Consider the following 26,046-nt stretch of genomic DNA (forward strand, 5'->3'; position numbering starts at 1 on the left):
TCTTCCACGTCAGGGACGGACCTGGCCGGTGCCGTGGACGCGGTATTTGAAGGAGGTCAGCTGTTCCACGCCGACCGGTCCGCGCGCATGCATCTTGCCGGTCGCGATGCCGATCTCGCCGCCCATGCCGAACTCGCCACCATCAGCGAACTGGGTCGAGGCATTGTGCAGGAGGATGGCGGAATCGATCTCGTTGAAGAAGCGCTCGACGACTTCGGGATCCTCGGCGATGACGGCCTCGGTGTGGTTCGACGAATAGCGGGCTATGTGTTCGATGGCGCCATCGATACCGTCCACGAGGTCGACCGAAATGATCGCATCGAGATACTCGGTGGTCCAGTCGGCCTCGGTGGCAGGCTTCAGACCAGCGACACGCTCGGCCACGGCTTTCGAGGCGCGGATCTCGCAGCCGCTCGCGGCAAGCGCATCGAGGATGGGCTTCAGATGCGTGTGGGCTGCGGCGCGATCGACGAGCAGGGTTTCGGCGGAGCCGCAAATGCCGGTGCGGCGCATCTTGGCATTGACGGTGATCTTCACCGCCATGTCGATATCGGCCGAGGCGTCGACATAGACGTGGCAGAGGCCTTCGAGATGGGCAAAGACCGGAACGCGGGCTTCCTGCTGGACGCGGGCGACGAGGCTCTTGCCGCCGCGCGGCACGATGACATCGACCGAGCCGTCGAGACCGGAGAGCAGATGGCCGACGGCGGCGCGGTCCGTGACCGGTACCAGCTGGATCGCATCACCCGGCAGGCCGGCAGCTTCAAGCCCCTTGACCAGGCAGGCATGGATGGCGCGCGAGGAATGGACACTGTCGGTGCCGCCGCGCAGGATGACGGCATTGCCGGCCTTGAGGCAGAGTGCACCCGCATCGGCCGTGACATTGGGGCGGCTTTCATAGATCACGCCGATGACGCCGAGCGGCGTGCGGACGCGCTCGATATGCAGGCCGTTCGGGCGGTCCCATTCGGCGATCAGCGAACCGACCGGGTCCGGCAGGTCGGCGATTTCGCGAAGCGATGTGGCAATGCCGGCAATGCGTTCGGTGTTCAGCGTCAGGCGGTCGATGAAGGAGGCTGCGACACCGGTCTCGGCGGCATTCTTCAGGTCGATCGCATTGGCGGCAAGGATGTCGGCTTCAGCGGCCATCAGCGCATCGGCCATGGCGTTCAGAGCCTTGTTCTTTGCTTGCGTCGATGCCGTTGCCAGCGGTCGCGCGGCGCGGCGGGCGCGGCGGCCGATGTCGAGCATGACGGCCTCAACCGAGGTGTCGCTGGAGACGGTATCAAGCATGGGCGGCATCCTTCCGGTCATCGGCGGCAGCCGCATCGCGCTGGCCGAGTTCGGTCATGACGAGGTCATCGCGGTGGATCATGGCGGCACGGCCGGCATAACCCAGGATTTCCTCGATTTCCTTCGATTTGCGGCCGCAGATGCGGCGCGCCTCTTCGACATCGTAGCCGGCAAGTCCGCGGGCGATCTCACGGCCATTGGTGCCGACAATCGACACGGTATCGCCGCGATGGAACGCGCCGGAAACGGATTTCACGCCGGCGGGCAGCAGGCTTTTGCCAGACTTCAGCGCGCCTTCCGCCCCGGCATCGACCTCGATCGTGCCGGCCGGCTGCAGCTGCCCGGCAATCCAGGTCTTGCGGGCGGTGACTGGCGATTTCGAGGCGGCGAACCAGGAATGGCGGGCGCCGGTCTCGATGGATGCAAGCGGGTTCATGGTTTTGCCCGAGGCGATGATCATGGCGCAGCCGGCACCGGTTGCGATCTTGCCGGCGTCGATCTTGGTGCGCATGCCGCCACGCGACAGTTCGGAAGCGGCTCCGCCTGCCATGGCCTCGATTTCAGGCGTGATTTCCTCGATCGTGTCGAGGAAGCGTGCATCGGGATCGAGATGGGGCGGTGCCGTGTAGAGGCCGTCGATATCGGAGAGCAGGACCAGCAGGTCGGCACCGGCCATGGTGGCGACGCGGGCAGCGAGGCGATCATTGTCGCCATAGCGGATTTCCGTCGTGGCAACCGTGTCGTTCTCGTTGATGATCGGCACGGCGCCGATCTTCAGCAGCTGGTTGAGCGTGGCGCGCGCGTTGAGGTAACGCCTCCGCTCCTCGGTATCACCAAGCGTCAGCAGGATCTGGCCGGCGACGATCTGGTGGCGCGACAGGCTTTCGGCCCAATGACGGGCAAGCGCGATCTGGCCGACAGCAGCGCAGGCCTGGCTTTCCTCGAGCTTCAGGGCGCCCTTGGGCATGTCGAGCACGGTGCGGCCAAGCGCGATGGCGCCCGAGGACACGACGAGCACGTCGGTTCCGCGGGCTTTCAATGCGGCGATGTCATCCGAGATGGCATCGAGCCAGTCCGCCTTGATGCCGGATCCACGATCGACGAGCAGGGCGGAGCCGATCTTGATGACGACGCGCTTGACGCGGGAGAGCGAGCGGAGCCGGGTCGTCATCAGTCGTCGCCTTCTCCGTCGAGGCCGGCTTCCAGATTGCCGTCCTCATCACGCTTGCGGCGGTTCTTCTCGCGTTTTTCGGGCAGGGGCTGATTGCCCTGGGCGGCAACGATGACATCACGAAGCGCACGCAGCGCGTCCGTCATGCCCTTGCCGGTGATGGCCGAGAGAAGAAGCGGCGTCTGGCCACAGGCCTTTTTCAGCTCCGTCGCCTTCTTCTTCAGTTCGGCTTCATCCAGGACGTCGATCTGCGACAGGGCCACGATTTCCGGCTTGTCTTCGAGGCCGGCGCCATAGGCATCCAGCTCGTGGCGCACGGTCTTGTAGGCCTTGCCGACCTGTTCTTCCTGGGCGGAGACAAGATGCAAGAGCACGCGGGTGCGCTCGACATGGCCGAGGAAGCGGTCGCCGATGCCGACACCTTCATGCGCGCCTTCGATCAGGCCCGGAATGTCGGCCAGGATGAATTCGCGCTCGTCGATGGTGGCGACGCCGAGATTGGGATGCAGGGTGGTGAAGGGATAGTTGGCGATCTTCGGCCGGGCGCGGGTGACCGAGGCGAGGAAGGTCGACTTGCCGGCATTGGGCAGGCCGACAAGGCCGGCATCGGCAATCAGCTTCAGCCGCAGCCAGACGGTCTTTTCTTCGCCTTCCAGGCCCGGATTGGCCCAGTCCGGCGCCTGATTGGTCGCCGTCTTGAAATGGGCGTTGCCGAAGCCGCCATTGCCGCCCTTGGCGATGCGGAAGCGCTGGCCCTCGACCGTCAGGTCGACGATCAGGGTCTCGTTGTCTTCCTCGAAGATCTGCGTGCCGACCGGGACCTTGAGGGTCACGTCTTCGCCATTGGCACCGGTGCGGTTGCGGCCCATGCCGTGGGTGCCGGTCTTGGCCTTGAAATGCTGCTGGAAGCGGAAGTCGATCAGGGTGTTGAGGCCGTTGACCGCCTCGACCCAGACGTCGCCGCCGCGGCCGCCATCGCCACCATCCGGGCCGCCGAATTCGATGAATTTCTCGCGCCGAAACGAGACGGCACCGCCGCCACCATCGCCGGACCGAATGTATACCTTAGCTTCATCGAGAAATTTCATCGTACTGCCGTCTTGTGTCGGTTGCGTTTTTCCGCTCGGATCGCGGCCATCGTTATCGCCGCAGGGCGCGGAGGTCAAAGAGTATCGTGAAGTTCGTCAGCTACAACATCCAGTATGGCATAGGCCAGGACGGGCGTTTTGACCCGGACCGGATCGCTGCCAGCCTTCGCGGCGCCGATGTGATCGCGCTTCAGGAGGTCACGCGCGGCTATAGCCGAAACGGCTACGCCGATCTCGTCGAGACCTTTTCCGCGCAGTTTCCCGACTATTTCGTCGCCTTCGGTCCGGCCTGCGACATTCTGGTGGATCACGCTGTTGTCGAGGGTCGGCTGAGCGAACGGCGCTTCCAGTTCGGCAATATGGTGTTGTCGCGCTATCCGCTCCATGCCTGTCGCAACCTGCTTTTGCCGCGCAGCCGCACCTTCGACAAGCTGAACCTGCAGCGGGGCGCGCTCGAGGCCGTGATTGACGCGCCCGGCGGTGCATTGCGTGTCTATTCTGTCCATCTCGACCATGTTTCGCCGGACGAGCGTATCGCGCAGATCGATTTTCTCAAGGAGCGCGTCTTTGGCTACGTCTCCGAGGGCGGGGCGCTGACGGGTGCAATCGAATTTGCCGTGTCCGACCCGCCGCTGCCGGAGGACTTTCTTGTCATGGGCGATTTCAACATGGAGCCTGAGAGCCCCGAATATGTCGCCATGGTCGGGCGAAGTGATGCCTACTACGGACGCGCGCCGAGGACGGGCCTGCCCACGGATGTCGAGGCGCATCTGAAGTGCCGTCCCGAGGGCGGTTATAGCTGGATCAGCGAGGACGGTTCGCGGCGTATGCATCTCGATTACTGCTTTGTCAGTGGTGGGTTGGTATCCCGGCTGAAGGCCTGCCGGGTGGATGTGTCGGCGGTTGGCTCAGACCATCTGCCGGTCTGGGTCGAACTGGCGGAGGAATGAACTCCGGGCGGCGGGCGCCCGGAGCATTGCTGACTATGGCTTGTGCGTGCGGGTGGCAAAGTCCGTCTGGCCGAGCCGCATTTCGACGAGCGGCACCATTTGCCCGCGGGCTTTCGAGTAGACGTCGCGCATCCCGATGACGCGGAAGCCGCGCCCCTCCAGAACACGGCGCGAGGCGGGGTTGTCGGCGAAGGCACCGCTTGCAATCTCGATCCCGGCCATGCGTCTGAAGAAGCGCTCGAGCGCTGCATCGACCGCTTCGGACATGAGGCCCTTGCCCCAATAGAAGCGGTTCAGCCAGTAGCCCACGTTCCAAAGGCCATGGCGCAGCTCGAGCGAAACGACGCCGACATGCACCCCATCCAGGGTGATTGCGAAGTGCCAGTCCGGCTTGAGGCCCGAAGTCACCATGTTCAGCCAATCGCGTCCATCCTCCCGATCATAGGGGACGGGCACCCGCGTCAACATGCGGGCGACGGCAAAATCGCCAAGCGAGGTGGCAATCGCATCCGCATCCTGCATCCGGTGGGGACGCAGCACGAGACGGGACGTCTCGATGACCGGGCAGGGGCCTGGCATGGCCGCTGCCGTGACTGCTCTATCTGCCAGCATCGCGCTCACCGCATCTCCCCCCAGCTCTTGAGCGACAGCCAGGTCTTGCGATCCAGCCTGTACCATTCGACCGGAACCGTGCCGCCCATCGCGAGATTGCCGACCATGCCGGTGCCCTGGAACTGGAAGCCCGACTTCTGGATGACCCGCCGCGAGGCGATGTTGGTGACCCGGCAGCGCGCATCGATGCGCGACACCCATTCCCGCGTGCGAAACGCCATGTCGATCAGCGCATGCACCGCTTCCGTTGCGTAACCCTTGTTCCAGTAAGGTTCGCCAAGCCAGTACCCCATTTCGAGCGTGGTATCATCGATCGGATTGGGCTCCAGCGCGCAGCAACCAAGGAACTCGCCGTTCTCCGCTTTGGTGATGGCATAGACGCACTTGCCGATCTCGCCGATATTCGTGCGTCGCACGAAGTCGGCCGCGTCTTTTGCCGTGTAGGGATGCGGCATGCGGGCCACCATTGTGGCGATCGCGGCGTTGTTGGCGAGATGGGCAAGGGCGTCGATGTCTTCGATGTGCGGGGCGCGCAGGACGAGCCGTTGTGACAACAAGACGGGGCAATCGGTTCTTGACCGATCGGGCCTTTGCCGCTCTTCGGGGGACCGGAATTGATCCTCCCTCATCAATAAGCTTTCCATGGTTCAGTCTCCTTTGTTGGACAAGAAAAAAGGGGAGATGGCGCCCCATCTCCCCTTTTTTCTAGACTGAACCTGATGCGGTCAGCCGGGTCGATGAGACGCCGGCTGTTAAACGCTACCGGCTTTATTCTGCTGCTTCGGCTTTCGGCATCACGGACACGTATACCTTGCCGTTCGCCTTTGTACGGTAGTTCACATTGCCAGCGGTGAGCGCAAAGAGGGTATGGTCCTTGCCCATGCCGACGTTTGCATCGGGATGCCACTGGGTGCCGCGCTGACGCACGATGATGTTGCCTGCGATGACGACTTCGCCACCGAACTTCTTCACGCCGAGGCGCTTGGAATTGGAATCGCGACCGTTGCGCGAGGAACCGCCAGCTTTTTTGTGTGCCATTGGATTGCTCCTTTAAACCTTGTTATCCGCGTTTCAGGCTGCGACGATGTCGGTGATGCGCACCACGGTGTGATGCTGACGATGGCCGCGCGAACGCTTGGAGTTCTGACGACGACGCTTCTTGAAGGCGATGACCTTCTTGCCGCGGGTCTGTTCAACAACCTCGGCCGTGACCTTGGCGCCAGCCACGAAGGGCGCGCCGATCTTGGCATCGGCGCCTTCGCCGACAACGAGGATCTCGGTGAATTCGATGGTCGCGCCAGCTTCGGCTTCCAGCTTTTCGATGGTCAGCACGTCGTTGGCGTTCACGCGGTACTGCTTACCGCCGGTCTTGATGACTGCGAACATTTTTTAACCTTTCATGTTCGTTCCGGCTCTCCCTTGCAAAGGGGGCCGTCTTTTTGCCAGTCGGAGAAGCAGGATTTTCATCCCGCCGGTTCACTTCGCAAGCTGCGAAGACCACAAGGCGCAGTTCTGCACACTTTGGGTCGAGGGTCGCATACGTGAGCCCCTCAGGAGTGTCAAGATAAAAGCGGGAAAAACCGTCATATTCGCTCTTGCATGGGGGGTGAGTTGCCGCTATGAGACAGCCCGCGCCACCGTGCGCCGACCAATGTGACCGGAGAGGTGGCTGAGTGGTCGAAAGCACCGCACTCGAAATGCGGCATACTCGCAAGGGTATCGTGGGTTCGAATCCCACCCTCTCCGCCATCGCGAACCCTTGGGGTGCAAGGGTTTCCAGCGACTAACTGATGTCTGCTAATTTTCGAGCTGGGCGCCCATGTTAGCTAGGGCCACGATGCAGGCACTAACGTAACGGCGTTAACTCATCGTGCGTTGTAGATTTTCAATTTTGAACTTGCAGTTTTATTCCCTGCACAATCTGATCTAGCTTGCGATTCGTTGCGGGGGGGGCGGGCTGTGGCCGACGATTTCAGAAAAATAGCATTTGGCTTTATCAGTGCGGAGCACGAGCGTGATAATGACCCTGGCCTAATCACTGAAGGTTACATAGACTTCAAGGCTGCAGCAGAAGAAGCAACTGACGGCAAGAAATTCCTGTTCCTAGGATACAAAGGCGCCGGAAAATCATCACTGGGAGAGCGTTTGCATCTCACCCTCGCCGACCGCCATGACCGTTTTGCTAAGCTGGTCTCATTGGCGGATTTCCCGTTTACACCCTTTTCAAAACTGATCCGTGGTGACGTTGAGCCTGAGGCGAAATACCCGACAGCGTGGTCATGGATCCTACTAATTTACCTCCTAGAATCAATGGTAGGGGACGAGGGAGGCTCGCATTACAATATGCCCGCGTTGCTCGATGCTGCAAAAGCGTTTCGGCAAATGGGTTTGTCTCCTAGCTCAGATCCAGCTTCTATCGTCAGAACAACAAGCAAAAACAGCTTTAAGCTCGCCCTGCCTGGTGAGTTGGCATCCTTTGAGTGGGCGGGGTCGGATATTCGTCCGGCGTCGGAGATCCCTGACTTCGTTGAAAGCCTGAAAAATATCGTTAGAGGCTTTCGAAGCACAAGTAAGCACTATCTGATCATAGATGGTTTGGACGATATTTTGACGTCTCGAGAAATACAATACAAGTCCCTGGCTGCGCTGATATTTGAAGTATCTCGGCTTAATTCTGATTTTGCAAAACATGGCGTTCCATCAAAAATAATACTGCTCTGTAGGACCGATCTTTTCGAACGGATACCCGGCGCCAATAAGAATAAGATACGTCATGATGCCTCAGTTGAATTCGACTGGTATCACGATCCTCAGAACCCGGAGAATTCGTTGCTGCTTCACGCTGCGCAGCTTAGAACATTGCGTAGCCTGGGTTCCGGGGCAAAGCTTTTCGGCACTTTGATACCGGATTACCTCAATGGAGAGCGTGCGGCTAAGCAGCTGCTAGACATGACGCGTCACACGCCTCGCGACTTCTTGCAGTTATTGACGCATATCCAGGTTTTTTGCCGTGGCAACATCGTTGATGTAGATGCGTTCAAAGCAGGATTGCGCGAATATTCAATAAAGTATTTCCTCCCAGAGATCGAAGACGAACTTAGCGGGTATGCTGATCCCGATGAGATCCAATTGATAATTGCTGCGTTTGGGAGGGTTAAGAAAAGAGATTTTTCATTCAGTGAGCTTATCGCAGTGTCGAAAACAATGAAAAAGGCACTGGCTGAGGAGCGAATTCACGAAATATGCGAGAGTTTATTTGAGTGTAGCGCTTTGGGGGCAATCCAGAATAAGCCGGGCGGGAATACGTTCTATTCTTTCAAATACAGAAATCGGCACTCTAGTTTTGATGAGAGGGAAAAGATCATGCTACACAGAGGTCTGTGGAAAGCACTAAATCTCGTTTAATTAAAGAGGTGCTTCGTGGCAGTCACGCAGGGACATGGGAATCCACGCTGGACACGGGATGAAACGCTTCTCGCGCTGGCTCTGTATTTCGACGTCGATGGGAAAGTGCCATCGCCGCGGGCGCCAGAGGTAAAAGCGCTTTCCGAAATACTTCGCTCTCTTCCGTATTACGCGGAGGTCGCTAAACAGCCGACATTTAGAAATCCTGATGGTGTGGGTTTCAAGCTCATGAACATTCGTCAGGTCGCGACCGGCAAGGGACTCGGAAACGTATCGAGCATGGATCGCCAGATCTGGGCGGAGTATGGAGCTCGAAAAGACGAAGTGCACCAGATCGCTAAGGCAATAAAGGCAGGAATCGCAACTGTCGGCTCGGAGCAAATCCCGGAGATTGAGCAGGAGCTACCCGAAGGACGGGTTCTTACTGCCATTCATATTCGGCGAGAGCGGAATCCTAAGGTGCGCAAGATGCTGCTGGACGATCGCCGCGTCGCGGGTTTCCGTTGTGACATTTGCGATTTGGCTCGGCCCGACCTGGAAGAGCCTCTGCAGGAGGCCATCTTCGAGGCGCACCATCTCGTTCCGCTTGCCGACGCCGGTGAGCGCAAGACGAAGCTGGCCGACTTGGCTTTGCTCTGCGCCTGCTGCCATCGTCTCATTCACCGCGCCATGGTGGCGAAGGCCAGATGGATGGGTCTTGACGAGGCCCGAGCTCTAATCGTGCCGGGATAAACCTTGGCACCCCTCCAGGGGCGTCCTACGCGTGATCTTCAATATTGATTGGAGATCACATGGCGACGATCCGGAAGCTCAGAGGACGTTGGCAGGCGCAGGTGCGCCGGCGCGGCATGAAGCCCCGCTGCAAGTCCTTTGACACCAAGCAGGAAGCCGAGAAGTGGGCTCGCGACCTGGAAGCCCAGGTCGATCGCTTCGGCGCTGCCCCGGATACGAAGATCCTCGAAAGCACGACGCTTGGGCAGCTCTTGGAGCGCTACCAGCGCGAGATCTCGCCCACCAAGCGCGGGTCCGTTCAAGAGGTCCAGCGAATCGACGTGCTGCGTCGTCATGATCTTGCCTACCGAACGCTGATCGGGCTGAGCCAACAGGACATTGCATCGTTCCGCGACGAGCGGCTCCAGACGGTAGCTCCATCTACGACCGTCCGCGAGCTTGCGATCCTGAGCCACGTCCTAGAGGTCGCTATCCGCGATTGGGGTTTGCCGCTCGCAAAGAACGTGGTGAAGCTGGTTCGCCGTCCGATGATCCGCAATGAGCGCAGCCGGAGACTGACGGGCGATGAGGAGCAACGGCTTCTCGATGGCTGCGACGGCGGACAGACGCCATACTTCAAAACGCTGCTGATACTGGCTATCGAGACAGGGATGCGGCGAGGGGAGATCCTCGGCCTGAAATGGTCTGACATTTCGCACAATCGCCGGGTGATCACGCTTGCCCTGACCAAGAACGGTTCCGGTCGCGAGGTGCCGCTCTCTCAGAGAGCGTTTGACGCGCTGATGGATTGGAAGGCGCGTGTGCCGGTAGGTCTATCTACGGTCTTCCCGATGACGCCGGGAGCGCTGGAACAGGCTTGGCGTCGATTGCTCATCAGGGCAGGGATCAAATCGCTGCGTTTTCACGACCTGCGTCACGAGGGCGTCAGCCGTCTATTCGAGCGGGGTCTGAATATCATCGAGGTCAGCAGCATCTCCGGACACAAAGAGCTCCGGATGCTGAAGCGATACACCCATCTGAGCGCCGATGATCTCGTTGCGCGCCTAGGGTAGATCTATCTGCGCTAGTGCCGTCGCCTTGCGCTATGTTTACATAGACCTTGCCTCACGGCTAAATCTGTAAAGGTCGCGGGACAAAAACGGTCAAAAGTGTATACCTTTGGTTGTGTTCGACCTTGCCTCCAACCTTCAAAACACTGCCGATTTGGGCCCGACCTTGTCATGATGTTTACACCACCTTGCGGATTTTACCCATTTCAGGCGTTTTTGGTGCCGATGTAAAGGTAATGCAACGCGCTTGAGTTGCATCGGGCGCTTTGCGCGTCACTCCCTGAAAGTCAAGCAGCTTTGACTGCCAATTTTACTGGACGCCGGACGGGTGAGCCAGTTGGTAGACGCTACCAATCCCTTGGGCGCCAGTGGCAAAAACATATCCGCTGGTGCGTCAGGATGCTTGCAAAGATCAACCTATACCCGCGCGCCAGCGCACTGGCATTAGCGCGGCCTGCTGAGAGGACCTGAAGGCGGTCGAGCGCTATCAAAATCCTCAGCTCTTTGTGGACGATCCACGGCAGAGCATCCGCCTCTCGTTCACTCCCGCCCGGTGCCGCGCAACCTCCTTCGCCTTGGCTGCGGCGATCTTCGATCGAGACCCAGGTCGATTGGCGGATATCGAAGTCCTAGAAGAAATCAAGCTGCACGATGGGGATGCCTTCCATGGCCGCGATGACTAGGCGACCTATCCTCCCATGCCTGTCATGGGAACGCAGAAATACGGGTGCAGCCGTGGCTTAGCTCTGAGCTAACTGTATTGTTGACGAGGTTGAGCCCTGGCGCTGGCTTTCATGCTGAGATGAGCGATGTAGCTAAAGGCCATGAACTGCGCCGGTGAGCACCTATGTGGTTACCCTACCGGAAGATAATTCCATTCCCGTCCGTCTATCGTAAACATGTATATAAATTAATATAATATATACAGATAACATTACGGTGAAATCCCGTCCTTCCGGGAGAGCGCTTTTTCCTTCCGGCGTTCCAGAGAAGCTCGCGACTGAAAACTCTGCAAGCGTTTAGAGTTTTCAATGAATATGCAGATGCAGATGCAGGCGGTGTAGAAGGTTCTTGCAGCCGTTGTAAGACCACTTAGCGCCACGCGCTGGCTGTATACCTTGCTCATTAAGGTGACGCATCAATTTTGCCGGTGTAAGCGACTCACCTGGCTGAAGAGTGGCCTTCAGTTCTTCTATCACTGGCCGGAGCTGGGTGGCATGCTGGTCAGCCTTCGCCTTGTTGGAGAGCGCACCCTTGAGTGCGCTTTGAAGCTCTGGAGCTTGCCCCTTCCTGGTAGACATCGAGATTGCAGAGCTGATTTTGCGAGACGCGGCTTCTTGCATCAACATCAGACGTTCGGGTGCACTGAATTCGGTCCATTTCTTTCCGCTTGTGCAGTCGACCAGATCCAAATCTAGCTTATCCAGATCTTCCATGATCTTGGTGGTGTTTAGGGCTGTGGCCATGCGAAACAATTGGCCGAGGTCGGCTACCCATATGACCGCCGAAGCTGTTCTAGCTTCAGCAACTGCCCGCCTAAAATCTGCATTTCTCGTGAACACGGCTGAGCGATAGGTTGTCACTGCAGGTCGTCTTACCGGCGTTTCTAGACCACGCGCCTTCGCGAACCGCAGCAGTAGTGCGGATTGCGCACGCAGCTCTTTAAGCTGGTTTAGCTCTTTCATCGTCTTGGGCATTTTTCGAACATAGGCGAACAGAAACGCAACGGCATTTGAATTGATCGCGGACACTATCTTACCGCCTTTCGAGCAATATCTCTCCGGCCATACATTCTACTGCCTGCTGAAATCAAACGGTTTTCTCAAGGTTTCTGACCACGCTCCTGACCTGCGGCTGTTCGATCGGCTGGCCGCTATAATTGTTGGTGTTCAACAAATGGAGCAACATATTATGAACATGCACGTAATTCCTGTGCCCGAAGACCTCGTAGCAGATTGCAGGGCATTTTTCCCGAAGCTGCTTCGCTCGTATTTGGAGAGCGGTAACCTCAATTGGCGGGTGTTAGGAGATCATCGCGTCTCTCTCCAGCTGGTTTGCCGCCTGCTGTGGAACGATGATTGCCCGTTCCTGCCGACGTTCGATCATCTGATCCGGCACACGTGTGGTCACCAGCATGCGATCTGGCTTCAGAAGTCCGGAACTTATGGCGGTGCCGCACGCGTAGTTGCCGCGCACGTAGACAACTACTTGCGCAACCCCAATGGATATCCTCGCCCCCCGATTGGACTGTGGGTCAGCAATGCGCTGTCCGCAGAATTACCAAGCACTGACCAGCTTCTGCTTGAACACGAGCTTAGCGGTCTGCCGATCCGGTCCGAGTGACACTTCGATAGCTCCTGTCTGCGGGGCCTGGCAGTTTCGCAGACAGTGCCCGTGATAGGTCAGAGCATGCTTCCTTTCGCTCAGGGGCGAGCAAGGGCAAGCGAGACGGTCGCCGGTGCGAGAATGTAGCGTTCCTGACAAGGATCACGCCGGTGAGCACCTGTTCAAATTCACTCCCGGAAGCGAGCTTCATTCCCGTCCATCTATCGTAAATATGTATATATAATAATAGACAATATATATAATATTACGGTGAAATCATTCTCGTCCAGGAGAGGAGCTGCAGTTCCGGGAGTCGTAGAAGGTTCCGCGAATGAAAACTCTGTAGACGTTTAGAGTTTTCATCTAATTTGCGCGCCAAGCATTCGAAGCGAATGCGCCCAAGTCTCATCCCAGCCAGGGGCGCTCCGGGTCTTTCGGGTTGGATGCGAACTCGCCGTTACCCTGGCGTCGTTTCGACCGGCTGTCGGCAGATGACTTCTCTGCGGGCGAGAGTGCGGCGATCACGATCAATCCAACGAAGCTGAAGAGGAAGCCGAGCGCGAACCAGCCGAGCGGGTCTCGGTTCTTGTTTGCGGCTAAGATCGCGCAGGCACCACCGAACACAATACCCGATGCAAAAATGATCAATGAAATGTCCATGAACTCCTCGCTGACATAGTGCCTGGATTTGCCCGCTAGAGCGAAAGGGAACCTTTGTCCGATAGAGGTCAACTGTAACTGCTGACCGGTCGCATCCTATGGTTTCAAGGGCTTCCGGAGAAGCTCCATTTTATGACCGACAGAGCGAAATCGTTCCTTTATGTCAATCGCTTAGCTGCCATTGGAGCGTGAGGATGCACGAGATTAAGCTGGTCGGTTATGCCCGTGTTTCAACGGTCGAGCAGAACCTTGATATGCAGGTCGCCGCATTGAAGGCGGCTGGTTGCTCAGAGATCTTCACCGACCATGGGGTATCCGGCGCCGACTTCCAGCGTCCTGGTCTTCTCACCGCTCTCAAGAAGGTCAAGCGGGGTGACATGCTCGTCGTTTGGCGTCTCGACCGGCTTGGACGCTCTCTCGTCGACCTAATTCAGACCGTGAACGGGCTATCGAAGAGGGGCTGTGATTTTCGGTCGTTGACTGAGAGCATCGACACCTCTTCATCGGGCGGACGGCTGGTTTTTCACATGATGGCCGCGATGGCGGAATTCGAACGAGCCATCATCAGCGAGCGCACCAAGGCGGGGATGGAAGCTGCCAGAGCGCGAGGATCGCGAATTGGACGCCGTCGCTCGATGACACCAGAGCAGACCGAAGCCGCGCGATCGGCAATCGAGAACGACCTGGAGCCCGTCGCCGACGTCGCTGCGGCATACGGTGTGCACCCGAAAACGCTCGCACGGCTCCTGCGCGGTTCCGTCAAATCGATGCGTTCGCAGCCAGCCATTTCTCCAGGGCCGTGATCACATCGGGCTGCAGCCGCGTCAAGCGCCGCAGCGCTCGGCTCACCGACTGATCGTAGGGGTTGCATCCCATCTCAGCCATGACCTCGCCCATCTCCACCCCGCGCTTTGCCATGATTTCCTCGATCCGCGCCTTTGTGGCAGGAAGCAGTCTCCTATCCATCGCGATCGCGGAAGCAGCTACGCCTACTGCTGGGCTTGATGCGACTGCATAGCCTTGGGCCGTCAGCCAGCAAAGAAAGTCGGCCTGCTCAGTCTTGCTAGACTTGCCGAACGCATTCCTAAGCTCCTGGATTCGGGTCCTTGGCTTCTTCAATCCTGCGGCGATTGCTGCTTCGGCAATCGTCTTGTGCTTCCCGGCCTGCAGGTCGGCGTAGGTCGCGGGGAACTCGTTCTTCAGACGTTCTTCGTAATATGCGTTGTCGCGCTTCTGCTTCTTCGGCATTTCAAATCGAGTCCGGTATCAAAAACCGCATCTGGTTAGCCGCAAAAACCAGAAAGCGCCAGAGCGAGTCAAAGGCGCGTGCCGTCTGGTTTCCGCTGTCGGACATCGACCAGAAGCTCGGAGCCAGCCAGTGAGCATCCCTGAGTCTACCAGGCGCTACTCCCGATACTTATAGGCACTGTAGTAGGCATCGTGCTCTGACATCAGATGGGGCGGCCCGGACCCTAGTGGGTCGAGCCCCTCAACGGCTTGCTCTGCCCAGTTCAGCCATTCCACTGCTGCGCTCCCCTCGCTCTCCGGAGACCGGGCCACGAGCTCTCGGACAGCTGTAACGAATGCTCTTAATTCGGCTGCTTCGCGATGCCGTCGCGCCAAAGCCTTCAGTTCGCCAACGCGCGCAAACTGGATTTGCTCTAAGCGTTTTCGCTCGGCTTCCCGCTTCTCCCAAATAGCGTATTGGCGGGCTTGCTCGTCCCTCTCCAAACGCCGTGCGTGGAGGGCTGAGCCTGCTGCTGCCAGCCCCTCTAAGACGCTAGGCATGGTCATCTCTAGCCGCTGTTTCTTTCCATCTGCCCAGTTGGCGCGCAGTCCGAGATAACTGGCGTTGGTAATCGTGAGCTTCAGCAACCCCGATGGCACATGGTCGAATTCCGGAATCTTTCGCCATGAGTATTGCGCTGCGTCTCGCAGTTCTTGCTTGGTCGGAATGTGAGCAATCCTTTCGGTCTGTTCGTGGAAGCTCATCCAGATCTCTTCCTCCTGGATGATTAGACGCCATGCGTCGGTGTCCTGCTTCTGCAGACTCCAGCCTTGCCCCTGCATCTCCCGCACCAGCTGGTCAACGAGATCGCATATTCGCCCGATGGAGCCAGGCGATGTCGTGATTTTGAAGGGTGGCACCGTGATAGTGGCAAAGTCCTCATACCATTTAAGTTTTGCGAGCCGCTTGCGGATTGAAGCCACGATCGGATGCGAAGGGAGCGCTGTCTGGAAGTTTTCGACTGCTCCTGCCTCAACCTCGCGAATCTCAACCGGTTTTGCGGCTAGGGCAGAGCGGGGCACCTTCGGGCCCAAACTGACGATCGAGCCTCTATCAGCCCTCTCTGTCGGCAATTCAGGTCTCTCGACTACTTTGCCGAAAGCCAGCTTCTGCCAGTATCCAGCTGGTGGAACGGGTATATCGAAGCGTCTGCAGACGTTGGCGAGCGTTTGACCTGAGACGCCGAATTCTGACCCCAGCTTGTTCAGTGGTGTCGACCAAACCAGGCGGTAGATTTCCTCTCGTGTCTTTTCCATTGAATGCACCTGGACGTTGACTATGCGTTTCGTGCTTGGGCGACTGTCATCGCACACGACTGTCGTCCGCCGATAAGCTGCTTGATCAGCGGTCGGATTCACAGTGATGAAAACGGGAATGCAATCTTACGGCCAGCGTTGGTCAAAGCCGGCGTGCTAAATGGGCGTCAAGCGGGATTGTCTTTCAAGAAGTCTATAAGCGAGCGCTCAAGCTCGGCCTTTTTGTCTTTGAGTTCGCATTCCCAAACAATTTGGAAAGTCCACCCTGCCGCGACCCACAGCTGCTCGTTTCTGTGGTCGCGTTCGCTGTTGGCGCGTAACTTCTCGGTCCAAAAATGTGACCGAGCTTTCGGTAACCTCGAATGCCGTGCACACCTGTGGTCATGCCAGAAGCAGCCTCTAACGTCGATCAACTTCTTTCGCGAAGGAAAAACGATATCAGGTTTGCCCGGCAGACGGCTATAGTGCAGCCGATAGCGATAGCCGTTCTTGTGGAGGAATGATCGAACTTCGAGTTCCGGCTTGGTGTCTTTATGAACATTCGCCCTCATGATACGGCGGCGAACTTCAGATACATCTTTTTCATCGAATATGCTCACTTAGAGCTCCTTCGGACGAGGCGTTCTCCGTTGCGGTGATCACCTAAAATCAAAAGTTCTATCAACAGCTAGGCAGAACGATGGCGAATCAGGTTACCTACCTGCGGTAGATTTGGTTAATTGAGGTGAAACGGTGAATCAGGCTAATCCAGAATCGAAAGTTATCTTTGATAACCTGGTCATTGAAAGCAGCGGAACTCGTCCACAGCTTACGACGCAACAAAAGAGGGATTTTTCTGAGGCCGTAGCGAAGATCGCCGGAGTTGATCCGAACTGGATTGATATTCGCACGCTTAGCGATGAGAAGCAGACCGCGCGCAGCATCAGTGAGTCAAACGGTGCGAAAAGAAACGCCTCAATCCCTTTGCTAAATCGAGTGTTTGTGATGCGCTGCACGGGCGAGGCGGCAACCTATGAAAAGATAGCCAGATATATGGACGCCAACGTGCAGCGTGCTGGTGGCATAGGTATTTTGGTCGGCGCCGACCCTGAATGGCATGTGGAAAGAATCTACTTCGATAAGAGAAAAGAGAAAGAAGCCGCCCTGCTGGCTGAATATTTCCTGGTGCCAAAAGACAGAAGGATAGTAATAGAAGCTCCATCGGGTGCGGGAAGTAGCTCTTTTGCCAGTAGGGCCTTAGAAGATATTCCGGGTTTGTTTATAGATAAAGATTTCTCAGATGAAGTATTGGGCGAACTAGTCAGGAAAAAATGTATTATATTGCAGGGACCCCCAGGAACGGGGAAAACTACACTTGCAACGGCTCTCGCAAAGGCGTTTGTGGGCGACGGTGGTAACGTTACAGCCATTCAGTTTCATGCGGGCTACTCCTACGACGACTTCATTCAGGGATGGAGGCCCAACGGCGATGGATTCGAGCTGGCAGCTGGCCATTTCATGGAGATCTGCGAAACTGCGAGGCTGAGCGAAGATAAAAATCATGTTTTGATAATAGATGAAATTAACAGAGGCAACGTTTCTGCAGTTTTCGGTGAGTGCTTTTCGCTCATCGAGTCAACAAAGCGATCTCCTGTATACGGAATGAATTTAGCTTACAAAGATCCAAACATGAGCGCTGAGGAATTTTACGTCCCACCTAATGTATATATCATAGGAACAATGAATACCGCTGATCGATCTCTGGCCATAGTAGACTATGCACTGCGGCGTCGGTTTTCTTTTGTCACCATACCGCCCGCTTTTGGTGATGAGAACTTTGCCTCCTTTCTCATTGCTAAAGGATTGCCTTCTGCTTTTGTCAAGGAAGTATTTCTGAGGCTTAACTCGCTGAATGAAGCCATACGGTCGGAAACTCGGTCGCTCGGAGCTGGATTTGAAATCGGTCACAGCTATTTTTGCCCAAGCAGCCCGCCCACTGACCATCAGAAATGGTATAGATCAATTATTGTCCATGAAATTGGTCCACTTCTTCGTGAATATTGGTTCGACTCGCCCGAGACTGCGGCATCATACGAAGCACAGCTGCTGAAACCATTTCCTGCTGAGGTTGAAAACGACACCGCTCCGATCGTGGGGAGCGAATGAAGTCAATTCCTATAGCCAATTTATACTACATGCTGTGTTATGCATGGGGTATTTTACCCCCGCTTGGCGCTCGGCGGACGTCTTTTGATGACTTCAGTTCCCCAGCAGAAATCATCGGTTCTGAGATTTGCAGGATGTCGACGGCCATAGTTAAACGTCATCTTGCAGTGTCATTTGTGAGCGATCTAGAGCGCACACGGCGTCCACGAGGAAAAATTAACTTTACCCAGTCCGTTAGGGAGTCCGGCTACAAACGAAAGATTCTAGTCTGCTCGTCTCCGAGCACGTCAATCGACACTCTTCCGAATCGCATATTGAAGGCGGCATTGGCCCTTCTTGCGAGGCAAGAGAGCCTCAATGCAATGATTAGAAAGGATGCGTTTGCTCTAGAGCAAAGGCTTTCGAGCGTTTCCACCATCACCGCAGACAGAAGCGCATTCACTAGGTTGTCTAATCTGATACTGCCGAAAACTTACCGCTATCCAATGGCCCTTTGTGAACTGCTGATGCTGCGCTTCTCGCCTGCGGACGGGGATGGGAGCTCCTGGTTCGATGAGCTCTACCGGGACGAAGCTAGAATGCGGAGGGTTTTCGAAGGTTTTTTAAGGGGCTTTTTACAAGAACACATGCCGCATGCTAAGGTTGGCGCTCGCCGTTTTCAAATGGCCGACCTGCAAGTCAGGCACGGAGATAGCGGCCTTATTCCACATCTCAATATGGACGTGGTGCTAGAGTTTGCTCAAAACAAATCCATTGTGATCGACGCAAAGTTTACGGCAAATCAAATTTCGTCACACCACGGAACGAACAAAATCCGCTCTGAACACTTCTACCAAATATTTTCTTATGTCTGTAATGTCAAAGCAACGCAGCCGTCCCGCGATGTCTCTGGCTTAGTTTTGTATCCAGACGTTGGTGAGCTAGAGGCACTCGACTTCTCAGTGTGCGGCTCTAATTTTTCGTTTAGACCTATCGACCTTTCAAAGGACTGGCGATCAATTCACGATGGCATCATTGATATAGTCCATCAACTAGAAAGTATGCCAAGCCCTACAGGAAATGCTAGCAACGGTGGAACTGCGTTTCCTATCAGTTTGGCGTAGGTTGTTCTTTTTTGAAGCCCAAAATCGAAGAAATCTGGAAAGGATTGAATTCTGGCCGCTTCGTGAGGTGTGATGGTCCGAGGCTCCGTCGGATGAATAAAGCGACCCTGTCCCATAACCAGACAACCGGTAGTGATCGTCGGAGCAGGCCGGTCCGGATACATTCTGCCGTATACCGATTTATAGGTGTGTTGCTTGAGCCTATGGCAATCAGGACGCATTGAGTCGGGAAGCTCAAACGAATTGGTTTCAAAAAGCCAGTTTACCCTCCTCTGACTTTCGTCGGAAAGCGTTGAGGGCCTGTCAAATTCGCCAGATTGCACATTCAAATCGTCGATTGCCCAGCGGACATCACGCGACTGCTTATTCCTTAACTGTTCGAGCACATTTGTAAAATGCTCTAGATGCTTTCTGCTCTGCAAAGCTAATACAAACGTGCGCTTTCGCGCTTGTGGAACACCAAATTCACTAGCATCCAGTGTGGTAACGTATACACTATAACCAAGCTGCTCTAGAAATCCGACTGTGCGGGTGAAAACTCCAGTTCGATCTCGTTGGACGCCGGGAACATTTTCAATGATGACCGATCTCGGATTAAGAACTTCCGCTGCGCGAGCCATACGGTCGTAAAGTGAGTTGCGCGGATCGCTGCGCCGTGTGTAGTTATTTAGATCGGAATGGCCTTGGCACGGCGGGCCACCGCAGAGCAAATCGACGCGACCGAGGCTATCGCGAAGCTCGCGTTCTCGGTAGCTTAACGGCGTTCCCAGAACTCCTGAAAGCGCCTCCGTCACGTCCCCAACATGCTGAGAGGTGGGGTTGAAGTTGCGTGCGTAAACCGCTGCATAGGTAGGGTCTAGTTCGGCGGCATAGGAATGAACTGGATGTTTGCCTAGAGCGCGGCACGCTTCATCGATGCCGAGGCTCATGCCACCGCATCCAGAGAATAGGTCGACGATCCTGACCTCATCCGTGGGACTTATGCCGACTGGCCTATGTTTGGTCTTTAGCCAGGCCTTAGCAAATCCGCTTTCGAGATCATTACTCCTGGCGTCGGCGACTACGCTAGTGACGAACCTCTGTCCTGACAACGAAGTCGTAGTTCTTTTGATCTCGTTTAACTCTCTCCCAAATTCCAGAATTGGCACTGGGGTAGGGGCCAGAGTCAAGTTCAGTTGCGGATCCCATTTCACAGAGTCTTCCTTCAAGCAGCGCGCTTAAGTGTGTTGTTCCCGACATCTTGTTTCATGCGGTTAGCATGCAGCTCAACCGCATCTAGGAAGCCATCGACGAATTTTAGCTTTCCGCTTCTCGCACGGTTGAGAAATCCCAGAGCAGCCTTTGAGGACAGTGGCTTTACTTCATCAAGCAGGAATGAGGCTAACCCTTCGCTACCTTTGTCCTCAGGAAACTCGGATATGTCCACTCTCATTATACCTGCCCCAAGATCATAAGCCGCGTTGGGCCACACTCGTTCTCGCCATGGTCTTTCTCTGCTACCCACATCGGGTTCGGAGGGATCTTTAATTTTTCTCGCGAGCCAGGCTCCGAACACTACTGGAAGAGCATTCCCGATTAACTTCCAGCGAAATGAGTCTCTGTTCAGCCCTTCAACCTTCGTCCATCCGGAAGGGAAGCCCTGTAGACGCTCGGCATCCTCTAGGGAGGGAGTGCCGATTAGTCCCGAATCGCGAAACCAGATGGCTGGCGGCGATGGAACGCCGACCCTAGAACCACCTTTGATAGTAGGCACACAGTTTGGTGCCCAGCCAAGCCCCATGCGGCCCTCGGTCCACGAGAAACCGACGGGAACAGAACCGTCGTCCCTCAACCACTCCGGCTCCGCATGGCTTTCGCCGAAAACTACGCTACGCGGGTCATGGATCTTGCTCGCAACTATCAGGACCCTGCGCCTCCTCTGAGGCAATCCGAATGCGCGCGCATCGACCACGCGGTATGCCCATTTGTAACCAAGTTCGGATAATGTCGAGGTGACGAACTGGATAGCTTCCCCTTTATGCTGCCAAAGCATGAAGGGAACATTCTCTAAAATAAGCCACTCCGGTGAAGGATTTGTCGCTATCACTCTGAACATGTCGTGAACGATTTTCGTGTCACGACCGTTGATCCCTGTATTGTTGCCAACGAGGCTTAAGTTTTGGCAGGGAAACCCCGCCGTTAGAACCCTGACCGGCGGTAGTTTAGTGATATCCGCAACATCCGACATGAGCGTCGCCTCGGAAAATCGTTTGCGTAAAACCGCTTGAGCATTCGGGTCAATCTCGCAGCAAACTTCAGCCTTGAAGCCTTGGGATTGAAAGCCCAGTTCGAACCCACCGATTCCCGAAAACAGACTAATAAGGCTACTTGTGTTGCTCATATCGTTCCCAGTAGTTTCAATGTGTTACGAGGATGTTTGGTCGAGGGGGGCTGCAGATACAGCGCCACATATTATAGTTTAGTTCTCTGAATGTTCTCTTTTTAAATGAGAAGTCAAGTCAAATTCCCAATGCGGGTGTGAAGCTCACAACTATTGCCTGGCTGCAACATAGGTGTCACGGGGATAACTTCCAAGGGCGCGATTGCGGCGCAGCGCCAGGCTCAAAAATCCGCTATGAGACAGCCCGCGCCACCGTGCGCCGACCAGTGTGACCGGAGAGGTGGCTGAGTGGTCGAAAGCACCGCACTCGAAATGCGGCATACTCGCAAGGGTATCGTGGGTTCGAATCCCACCCTCTCCGCCATCTTCCGAGCTTTCGCAGCAGATATCGCAGATGCAATATGATATCAGTCCACCGGCGGCTCTCCGATAGGGCGGGCGCCTGCGGGGTTGTGACCGGTGCGGATCGCGAGACCAATCCATCTGGTGCGTCAATAGCAGCTATTGACCGACTTCAGGGAGCGCCTGGTGCAGGCGAGGAGCGATCCGATGCGGAGTGTCTCCACCGGATGCAGATCAGCGCGATACTTCATAGTTTTGCTTTCACAGCTCTTCAAATACTTGTGACTTCTTCACTATTTCCAACAGCTTAGGCGCAATGTGCTCTTGAAGATTGCACAATTTTGGGTTGGATGGTCGCGTGATTTGAGGTTTGTATAGTAGATGGTCGGCCAGACTCCCTTTTCAGCTGTTGCGCGAATTTTGATTGATCGATGGCTGACGACAAGTGCTGATGATGCCTCCGACCCGGAGGTCGTGTTCGCTCCGGTTATCGATCAACTCTCGATCAAGATGCGACTGACCGTGATCCGACTGAACGGCGACGATCCGCTGCAGTGGGAAATGAAGGCGATCAGGCACTCCGGCTTCACGTCTCGCGTGCTGAACATCAATCAATTGTTCGCCGATTGCCGGATTGGTGATTTCAAGGACCGCCGCTACATGGAGGAGGCCGTTATCCCGCGGCTCTTGGAGGTGGCGCATACGCAACAGCCGCGCATGGAGCTGGTCAAGACGAAGCTGATGGGTCTCAGCCTTGGATACGATCGCATACTGCTGCCACAGAAGAACAACGGTGGCTCGCAATGGATCATCTCTTCATCCTATGCGAGGTTCCTGCTGACCCGGCCACGGCAAGAGGCAAATCTGGACGTTGAGGATGAGGCGATAACGCAGCTTCTTATCGAGGGTGCAACGGCCAAGGAAATTGCGAGCACGCTCGGATTTTCGCATCGGACCGTTGAGCATCGGCTAAGCCGGATGAAGGATCGCATGGGCGCCCGCAACACGGTTCATCTGGTCGCCATGCTGATGGCGATGCACTTGGACAGAAGTGCCGACTAGCGACTTACCTGAACAGCTGCATGATCGAGTCTGCACCGGTGTTGGCGATCGACAAGGACTGGATGGCGAGCTGCTCCTGGGTCTGCAGTGCCTTGAGCCTCGTCGATTCCTCGCTCATGTTGGCATCGACGAGGCGACCGATACCCTGATCGATGCTTGCCATCAGTTTGATCGTGAACTCAGCCTGTTGTGCGATACGGGCCTGGAGAGCGCCTAGCTTCGAAGCCGCCAATGTCGTCTTCTTCAGCATTTTCTCTACGCCCATGAGGTAGCTGTCGAGATCTATGGTAGGGTCAGTGACATCGACGTCGGCGAGGTCGAAGAGAACTTCGTTGCCGTCCACGTTTGAAAACACGATTTGCGAGTTGCTTCCTTGCTCCGGGTAGATGAGCGGATCGGGGCTGAAGCGTATGTACTTCGTTTCGTCGTAGTAGCTGCCAGTCGAGATTTGCAGCCCTGACGAGGCCATCACATGCTGCAGCACCGCCGCATATTCCTCAGCGCTGGATACGACTCCGTTGCTGTTTCCGAGAACCGCATTCACATCCTCTTCTGTCACGCTGTAGTTCTGTACCGAGCCGTTGTTGACCCTCACGCTGAAGGCAAACTCATGGTTGTTGTCCAGCACGAAGGCCTCGGTAAAACTCAGGTAGGCGCTGGTATATCGGTTGTTGTATGAGGACGGGGTGCCCAGTCCGAAGTCCTCTGCACCTGGCAAGGTGCTGACAAGGTTGGCGACCTTCACGCTTGAATAAAGTCCGTTGACGGTGTCGTCGGAGGTAACACTGAAGTGGCCAAACGGGTAGGAGGTGGACGGTCCCCATCCGGATACGCTCACTGGTATCAGCGACCCGATTGCCTGTTTCAAAACATTGCTCATGTCGGCACCGTCTGTGATCGTATCTGTGCCGAGAGCGGCGATCACTGTCGCCTGATCAATGGTTACCGGGTAAGGCGTGCCAGCGTCTGGATTTGGACCATCAACGAGAAGATCAAATGTGATTTCCGCGCCGGCGGGCCAAGCCGTAGTGGACGGCGGCACTGTGAAAAACTGATATCCTGAGCTCGATCCCTGGGGCGGGTAGGGGAGCATTCCACCGTAATCGGTTGGCTTGCCTTTCTGAAGGAGGCCGTCACCGGTTGAATTGAAGAGCGAGATGGAAGCCAGCGTGACGTCCGTCTTTTTCACGCTGACACTTCCGTCCTCTGCTCGTGCAAAAGAGGACATGACGGAGGATGTGGCTTGTCCCAGATCAGCGAAATCCGTCGAGAGCCAGTTGACGCCATTGAAGCTGCTCGCGGATGCGATTTCCAGAATTTGCTGATTGAGCTCATTCAACTCAGCCTGGACCTTCGATTTATCCACGCCCTCCTCGCTCGCGGCCACCAGTCGCGCCTTGAACGCCTTGAGGACATCGACGACCGATTCCATGCCGGCGTAAGCCGTGTCAACTTTCGCGGCTCCCAATCCAAGTGCGTCGACGACGGCGCCCATAGCCATGTTGTCAGAGCGCATGGTCGTGGAGATAGACCAATAGCCCGCACTGTCTGCGGCGGTTCCGACGCGCAGTCCCGAGCTGACGCGAGCCTGGGTGTCTCCGAGACTGGAGGATACCGTCCGCAGGGTCTGCAAGGCCGCCATGGCCGAAATGTTCGTCAGGATACTTGCCATCACGCCCGCTCTCACTCTCAAAAGCCAGCGGAATCATCATGATACCGTCTAGTTGCCGAGCGCCTTCATAGTTGCCGAAACGTTAACGGAGGTCGCTCTATCCGACGGTAGAAATACCGGGGAGCACAAACATGATTGGCTCCACGAAAGCGCCTTTAACCTGCACGTGGATGCAGTCCGCGCGCCTTCGCCTTGGCATGGCCGCCTCTTCTCGGCTGCAAGCGAGTCGGTTAGGTGTTGGGGATGAACATCAGCAGCCTTCACGGTTCACAGACAGGGACGCTGCCCGGACGAGCGTCGGGGCAGGGGCGACTTGTGCGCCTCGTGGTTCCGTTTGCCGTGATCTATAATGGCGTTCTTGCCATCATCAATGCGCATGGGATGCCTCTCGGTTTTTCCCATGTGGCGCTTGTTGAAATCAGCTTGCTGTTCGTTTCGCTGCTCTACCTTTTTTATCGCGGCCTGTCTGAGGACGCGTTGCCGATTGTGGCGCTGACAGGCTTTTTTGCCGTGGTCATGCTCTATACCTCGGCGGCCAATGGCTTGGTGTTTGTCGATTTTTTCCGCAATGTTCTGATCATCGCGGTCTTTTGTCAGATGGGTATGCTGACCGACGCGAAAAGTCTCGCTTTCGTCTTTCGAATCTCATGCGTCTTTGTCCTTTCGGTGCTCCTGGTGGAGATCTTTTTCACCCGGATCTACGAAGACCTGTTTTATCCGTCGCTCTATTTCAGCAATACCCGGGGGCTTGAACAGGTCGCGTTCGGGGGCACGAAGATCTTTCAGAATGCTCTCAACATTCCCGGCCGGTTTTCCTTCGGCCTGAGTGATCATCGCACCGCCTCCATTTTCCTCGAACAGGTGTCGCTCGCCAATTTTTCCGGTGTACTCTGCATCTATTTGGTCAGCCGTTTCAAACAGATCCGCGCATCCGATCGGTGGCTGATGATCGCGACCGTGGTCTTCATCCTGCTGACCAATGATTCCAGAAGCATGCTGGCCTTCGCGTTTGTCTGTCTCATCGGCTATGGACTGTTTCCGAAGATCAGCAACAGTCTGCGCCCCCTGGTCATGCCGGGCATCATCCTTGCCGGTGCGCTCGTCTATCTCTTGCGACCGGATGCCAGCGGCGACACGCTCGATGGACGCATCGTTTTGACGATGAAGGGTTTCTTCGATCTCGATTTTATCCAGCTTCTGGCGCTTGACGTGCGCAATGTCGCGGGTTTTGCCGATAGCGGCTATATCTATGTGATCAATGCCAGCACGGTCTTTGGCCTCCTGGCCTTCTGGCTCTTTGTCAGCTTTTACCCCGCAGGACAGACGGCAGCGCAAAAGCGCCTCGCTTTTGCACTGACGATCTTTCTCTTCCTCAACATGATGATCGGTGGGACGGCTGTCTTTTCGATCAAGGTTGCGGCCCTGCTCTGGCTGCTTGTTGGATTTCTGCGGAGACCGGACGTGCACGGCCATTAACCGCTTTGGCAGGTCTTGAAGGACAATCCGGCCTGTC

Annotated in this window: 25 protein-coding genes, 2 tRNA genes and 1 pseudogene; 12 read left to right on the forward strand and 16 right to left on the reverse strand. The window is 56.2% G+C overall.

The annotated features are described in order from the left end of the window. Positions 1 to 9: 9 nt before the first annotated feature. The 3 genes from FAA97_RS13335 to obgE are packed head-to-tail and all read right to left on the reverse strand — an operon-like array spanning position 10 to position 3,552. Positions 10 to 1,293, reverse strand: a complete 1,284-nt coding sequence (locus tag FAA97_RS13335; RefSeq protein WP_136599042.1) for a glutamate-5-semialdehyde dehydrogenase — start codon at positions 1,291 to 1,293, stop codon at positions 10 to 12. Then, positions 1,286 to 2,464, reverse strand: a complete 1,179-nt coding sequence (gene proB / locus FAA97_RS13340) for a glutamate 5-kinase (protein ID WP_136599043.1) — start codon at positions 2,462 to 2,464, stop codon at positions 1,286 to 1,288. The genes FAA97_RS13335 and proB overlap by 8 nt, the downstream gene beginning before the upstream one ends. Continuing rightward, the gene (gene obgE / locus FAA97_RS13345) at positions 2,464 to 3,552 is read right to left on the reverse strand and encodes a GTPase ObgE (protein ID WP_136599044.1); all 1,089 of its coding nucleotides are present in this window, start codon (positions 3,550 to 3,552) and stop codon (positions 2,464 to 2,466) included. Before obgE ends, proB begins: the two co-directional genes overlap by 1 nt. Before the next feature lie 86 nt (positions 3,553 to 3,638). On the opposite strand from obgE, the gene FAA97_RS13350 reads away from it, so the two are divergent. Then, complete coding sequence (locus FAA97_RS13350) at positions 3,639 to 4,502, forward strand: endonuclease/exonuclease/phosphatase family protein (RefSeq protein WP_136599045.1); 864 nt, start codon at positions 3,639 to 3,641, stop codon at positions 4,500 to 4,502. A gap of 33 nt (positions 4,503 to 4,535) precedes the next feature. Here FAA97_RS13350 and FAA97_RS13355 read toward each other — a convergent pair whose 3' ends face one another. The 4 genes from FAA97_RS13355 to rplU all read right to left on the reverse strand — a co-directional run bounded on the left by FAA97_RS13355 (position 4,536) and on the right by rplU (position 6,500). Beyond that, positions 4,536 to 5,114, reverse strand: coding sequence for a GNAT family N-acetyltransferase (locus FAA97_RS13355; protein ID WP_246041455.1), 579 nt, complete (start codon positions 5,112 to 5,114; stop codon positions 4,536 to 4,538). Between the two features lie 5 nt (positions 5,115 to 5,119). Continuing rightward, complete coding sequence (locus FAA97_RS13360; RefSeq protein WP_136599047.1) at positions 5,120 to 5,758, reverse strand: GNAT family N-acetyltransferase; 639 nt, start codon at positions 5,756 to 5,758, stop codon at positions 5,120 to 5,122. Between the two features lie 124 nt (positions 5,759 to 5,882). Beyond that, positions 5,883 to 6,152 carry a 50S ribosomal protein L27 gene (gene rpmA, locus FAA97_RS13365; protein ID WP_136599048.1) on the reverse strand — a complete coding sequence of 90 codons (270 nt, stop codon included), beginning with the start codon at positions 6,150 to 6,152 and terminating at the stop codon, positions 5,883 to 5,885. Between the two features lie 33 nt (positions 6,153 to 6,185). Then, positions 6,186 to 6,500: a 50S ribosomal protein L21 gene (rplU, locus tag FAA97_RS13370; RefSeq protein ID WP_136599049.1), complete on the reverse strand. Its 315-nt coding sequence runs from the start codon at positions 6,498 to 6,500 to the stop codon at positions 6,186 to 6,188. Positions 6,501 to 6,773: 273 nt separating this feature from the next. Between rplU and FAA97_RS13375 the strand changes: the two genes are divergently transcribed. The 4 genes from FAA97_RS13375 (at position 6,774) to FAA97_RS13390 (ending at position 10,303) form a co-directional block, all read left to right on the forward strand. After that, positions 6,774 to 6,863: transfer RNA gene (locus FAA97_RS13375), tRNA-Ser, on the forward strand. A gap of 210 nt (positions 6,864 to 7,073) precedes the next feature. Continuing rightward, entirely contained in the window at positions 7,074 to 8,519 is a 1,446-nt protein-coding gene (locus FAA97_RS13380; protein ID WP_136599050.1) for a P-loop ATPase, Sll1717 family, read from the forward strand. Between the two features lie 15 nt (positions 8,520 to 8,534). After that, entirely contained in the window at positions 8,535 to 9,251 is a 717-nt protein-coding gene (locus FAA97_RS13385; protein WP_136599051.1) for an HNH endonuclease, read from the forward strand. Positions 9,252 to 9,310: 59 nt separating this feature from the next. Beyond that, on the forward strand, positions 9,311 to 10,303 hold the full coding sequence (locus tag FAA97_RS13390) for a site-specific integrase (protein WP_136599052.1): 993 nt from the start codon (positions 9,311 to 9,313) through the stop codon (positions 10,301 to 10,303). 1,025 nt (positions 10,304 to 11,328) lie between these two features. On the opposite strand, the gene FAA97_RS13395 is transcribed toward FAA97_RS13390, so the two are convergent. Next, positions 11,329 to 12,051 (reverse strand): hypothetical protein, encoded by a 723-nt coding sequence (locus tag FAA97_RS13395; RefSeq protein WP_136599053.1) that lies wholly within the window; start codon positions 12,049 to 12,051, stop codon positions 11,329 to 11,331. Between FAA97_RS13395 and FAA97_RS13400 the strand changes: the two genes are divergently transcribed. Continuing rightward, positions 12,038 to 12,643: a hypothetical protein gene (locus tag FAA97_RS13400; RefSeq protein ID WP_136599054.1), complete on the forward strand. Its 606-nt coding sequence runs from the start codon at positions 12,038 to 12,040 to the stop codon at positions 12,641 to 12,643. The genes FAA97_RS13395 and FAA97_RS13400 overlap by 14 nt on opposite strands. A gap of 387 nt (positions 12,644 to 13,030) precedes the next feature. On the opposite strand, the gene FAA97_RS13405 is transcribed toward FAA97_RS13400, so the two are convergent. Further along, positions 13,031 to 13,357: a hypothetical protein gene (locus FAA97_RS13405; protein ID WP_136599055.1), complete on the reverse strand. Its 327-nt coding sequence runs from the start codon at positions 13,355 to 13,357 to the stop codon at positions 13,031 to 13,033. Between the two features lie 131 nt (positions 13,358 to 13,488). Between FAA97_RS13405 and FAA97_RS13410 the strand changes: the two genes are divergently transcribed. Continuing rightward, on the forward strand, positions 13,489 to 14,088 hold the full coding sequence (locus FAA97_RS13410; protein ID WP_136599309.1) for a recombinase family protein: 600 nt from the start codon (positions 13,489 to 13,491) through the stop codon (positions 14,086 to 14,088). On the opposite strand, the gene FAA97_RS13415 is transcribed toward FAA97_RS13410, so the two are convergent. The 3 genes from FAA97_RS13415 to FAA97_RS13425 form a co-directional block, all read right to left on the reverse strand. Next, positions 14,045 to 14,533: a hypothetical protein gene (locus FAA97_RS13415; protein WP_136599056.1), complete on the reverse strand. Its 489-nt coding sequence runs from the start codon at positions 14,531 to 14,533 to the stop codon at positions 14,045 to 14,047. The two genes, FAA97_RS13410 and FAA97_RS13415, sit on opposite strands and share 44 nt — an antisense overlap. Before the next feature lie 156 nt (positions 14,534 to 14,689). After that, positions 14,690 to 15,829, reverse strand: a complete 1,140-nt coding sequence (locus FAA97_RS13420) for a hypothetical protein (RefSeq protein ID WP_136599057.1) — start codon at positions 15,827 to 15,829, stop codon at positions 14,690 to 14,692. 167 nt (positions 15,830 to 15,996) lie between these two features. Then, positions 15,997 to 16,428 (reverse strand): very short patch repair endonuclease, encoded by a 432-nt coding sequence (locus FAA97_RS13425; RefSeq protein WP_246041457.1) that lies wholly within the window; start codon positions 16,426 to 16,428, stop codon positions 15,997 to 15,999. Positions 16,429 to 16,561: 133 nt separating this feature from the next. On the opposite strand from FAA97_RS13425, the gene FAA97_RS13430 reads away from it, so the two are divergent. Further along, positions 16,562 to 17,974, forward strand: a complete 1,413-nt coding sequence (locus tag FAA97_RS13430) for an AAA family ATPase (protein ID WP_136599058.1) — start codon at positions 16,562 to 16,564, stop codon at positions 17,972 to 17,974. Beyond that, positions 17,971 to 19,077: a 5-methylcytosine restriction system specificity protein McrC gene (locus FAA97_RS13435; protein ID WP_136599059.1), complete on the forward strand. Its 1,107-nt coding sequence runs from the start codon at positions 17,971 to 17,973 to the stop codon at positions 19,075 to 19,077. Before FAA97_RS13430 ends, FAA97_RS13435 begins: the two co-directional genes overlap by 4 nt. Here FAA97_RS13435 and FAA97_RS13440 read toward each other — a convergent pair. Together FAA97_RS13440 and FAA97_RS13445 are read right to left on the reverse strand one after the other, a co-directional pair. Next, complete coding sequence (locus FAA97_RS13440; protein WP_136599060.1) at positions 19,002 to 20,006, reverse strand: DNA cytosine methyltransferase; 1,005 nt, start codon at positions 20,004 to 20,006, stop codon at positions 19,002 to 19,004. The two genes, FAA97_RS13435 and FAA97_RS13440, sit on opposite strands and share 76 nt — an antisense overlap. A gap of 275 nt (positions 20,007 to 20,281) precedes the next feature. Beyond that, positions 20,282 to 21,457, reverse strand: a complete 1,176-nt coding sequence (locus tag FAA97_RS13445) for a DNA cytosine methyltransferase (protein WP_168800999.1) — start codon at positions 21,455 to 21,457, stop codon at positions 20,282 to 20,284. A 274-nt stretch (positions 21,458 to 21,731) separates the two neighbouring features. On the opposite strand from FAA97_RS13445, the gene FAA97_RS13450 reads away from it, so the two are divergent. After that, positions 21,732 to 21,821: transfer RNA gene (locus FAA97_RS13450), tRNA-Ser, on the forward strand. 359 nt (positions 21,822 to 22,180) lie between these two features. Next, complete coding sequence (locus FAA97_RS13455; protein WP_136599061.1) at positions 22,181 to 22,861, forward strand: helix-turn-helix domain-containing protein; 681 nt, start codon at positions 22,181 to 22,183, stop codon at positions 22,859 to 22,861. A gap of 4 nt (positions 22,862 to 22,865) precedes the next feature. Here the strand turns inward: FAA97_RS13455 and FAA97_RS13460 are convergent, their stop codons facing one another. Next, positions 22,866 to 23,954 carry a flagellin gene (locus tag FAA97_RS13460; protein WP_484237559.1) on the reverse strand — a complete coding sequence of 363 codons (1,089 nt, stop codon included), beginning with the start codon at positions 23,952 to 23,954 and terminating at the stop codon, positions 22,866 to 22,868. A 24-nt stretch (positions 23,955 to 23,978) separates the two neighbouring features. Next, positions 23,979 to 24,533 (reverse strand): annotated as a pseudogene (locus FAA97_RS21465) (flagellin N-terminal helical domain-containing protein); the annotation flags it as partial. Positions 24,534 to 24,776: 243 nt separating this feature from the next. On the opposite strand from FAA97_RS21465, the gene FAA97_RS13465 reads away from it, so the two are divergent. After that, the gene (locus tag FAA97_RS13465) at positions 24,777 to 26,009 is read left to right on the forward strand and encodes a hypothetical protein (protein ID WP_136599062.1); all 1,233 of its coding nucleotides are present in this window, start codon (positions 24,777 to 24,779) and stop codon (positions 26,007 to 26,009) included. Positions 26,010 to 26,046: the final 37 nt, after the last annotated feature.

Origin of the sequence: Peteryoungia ipomoeae, from assembly GCF_004912165.1 — a bacterium.
Taxonomy (GTDB): domain Bacteria; phylum Pseudomonadota; class Alphaproteobacteria; order Rhizobiales; family Rhizobiaceae; genus Allorhizobium; species Allorhizobium ipomoeae.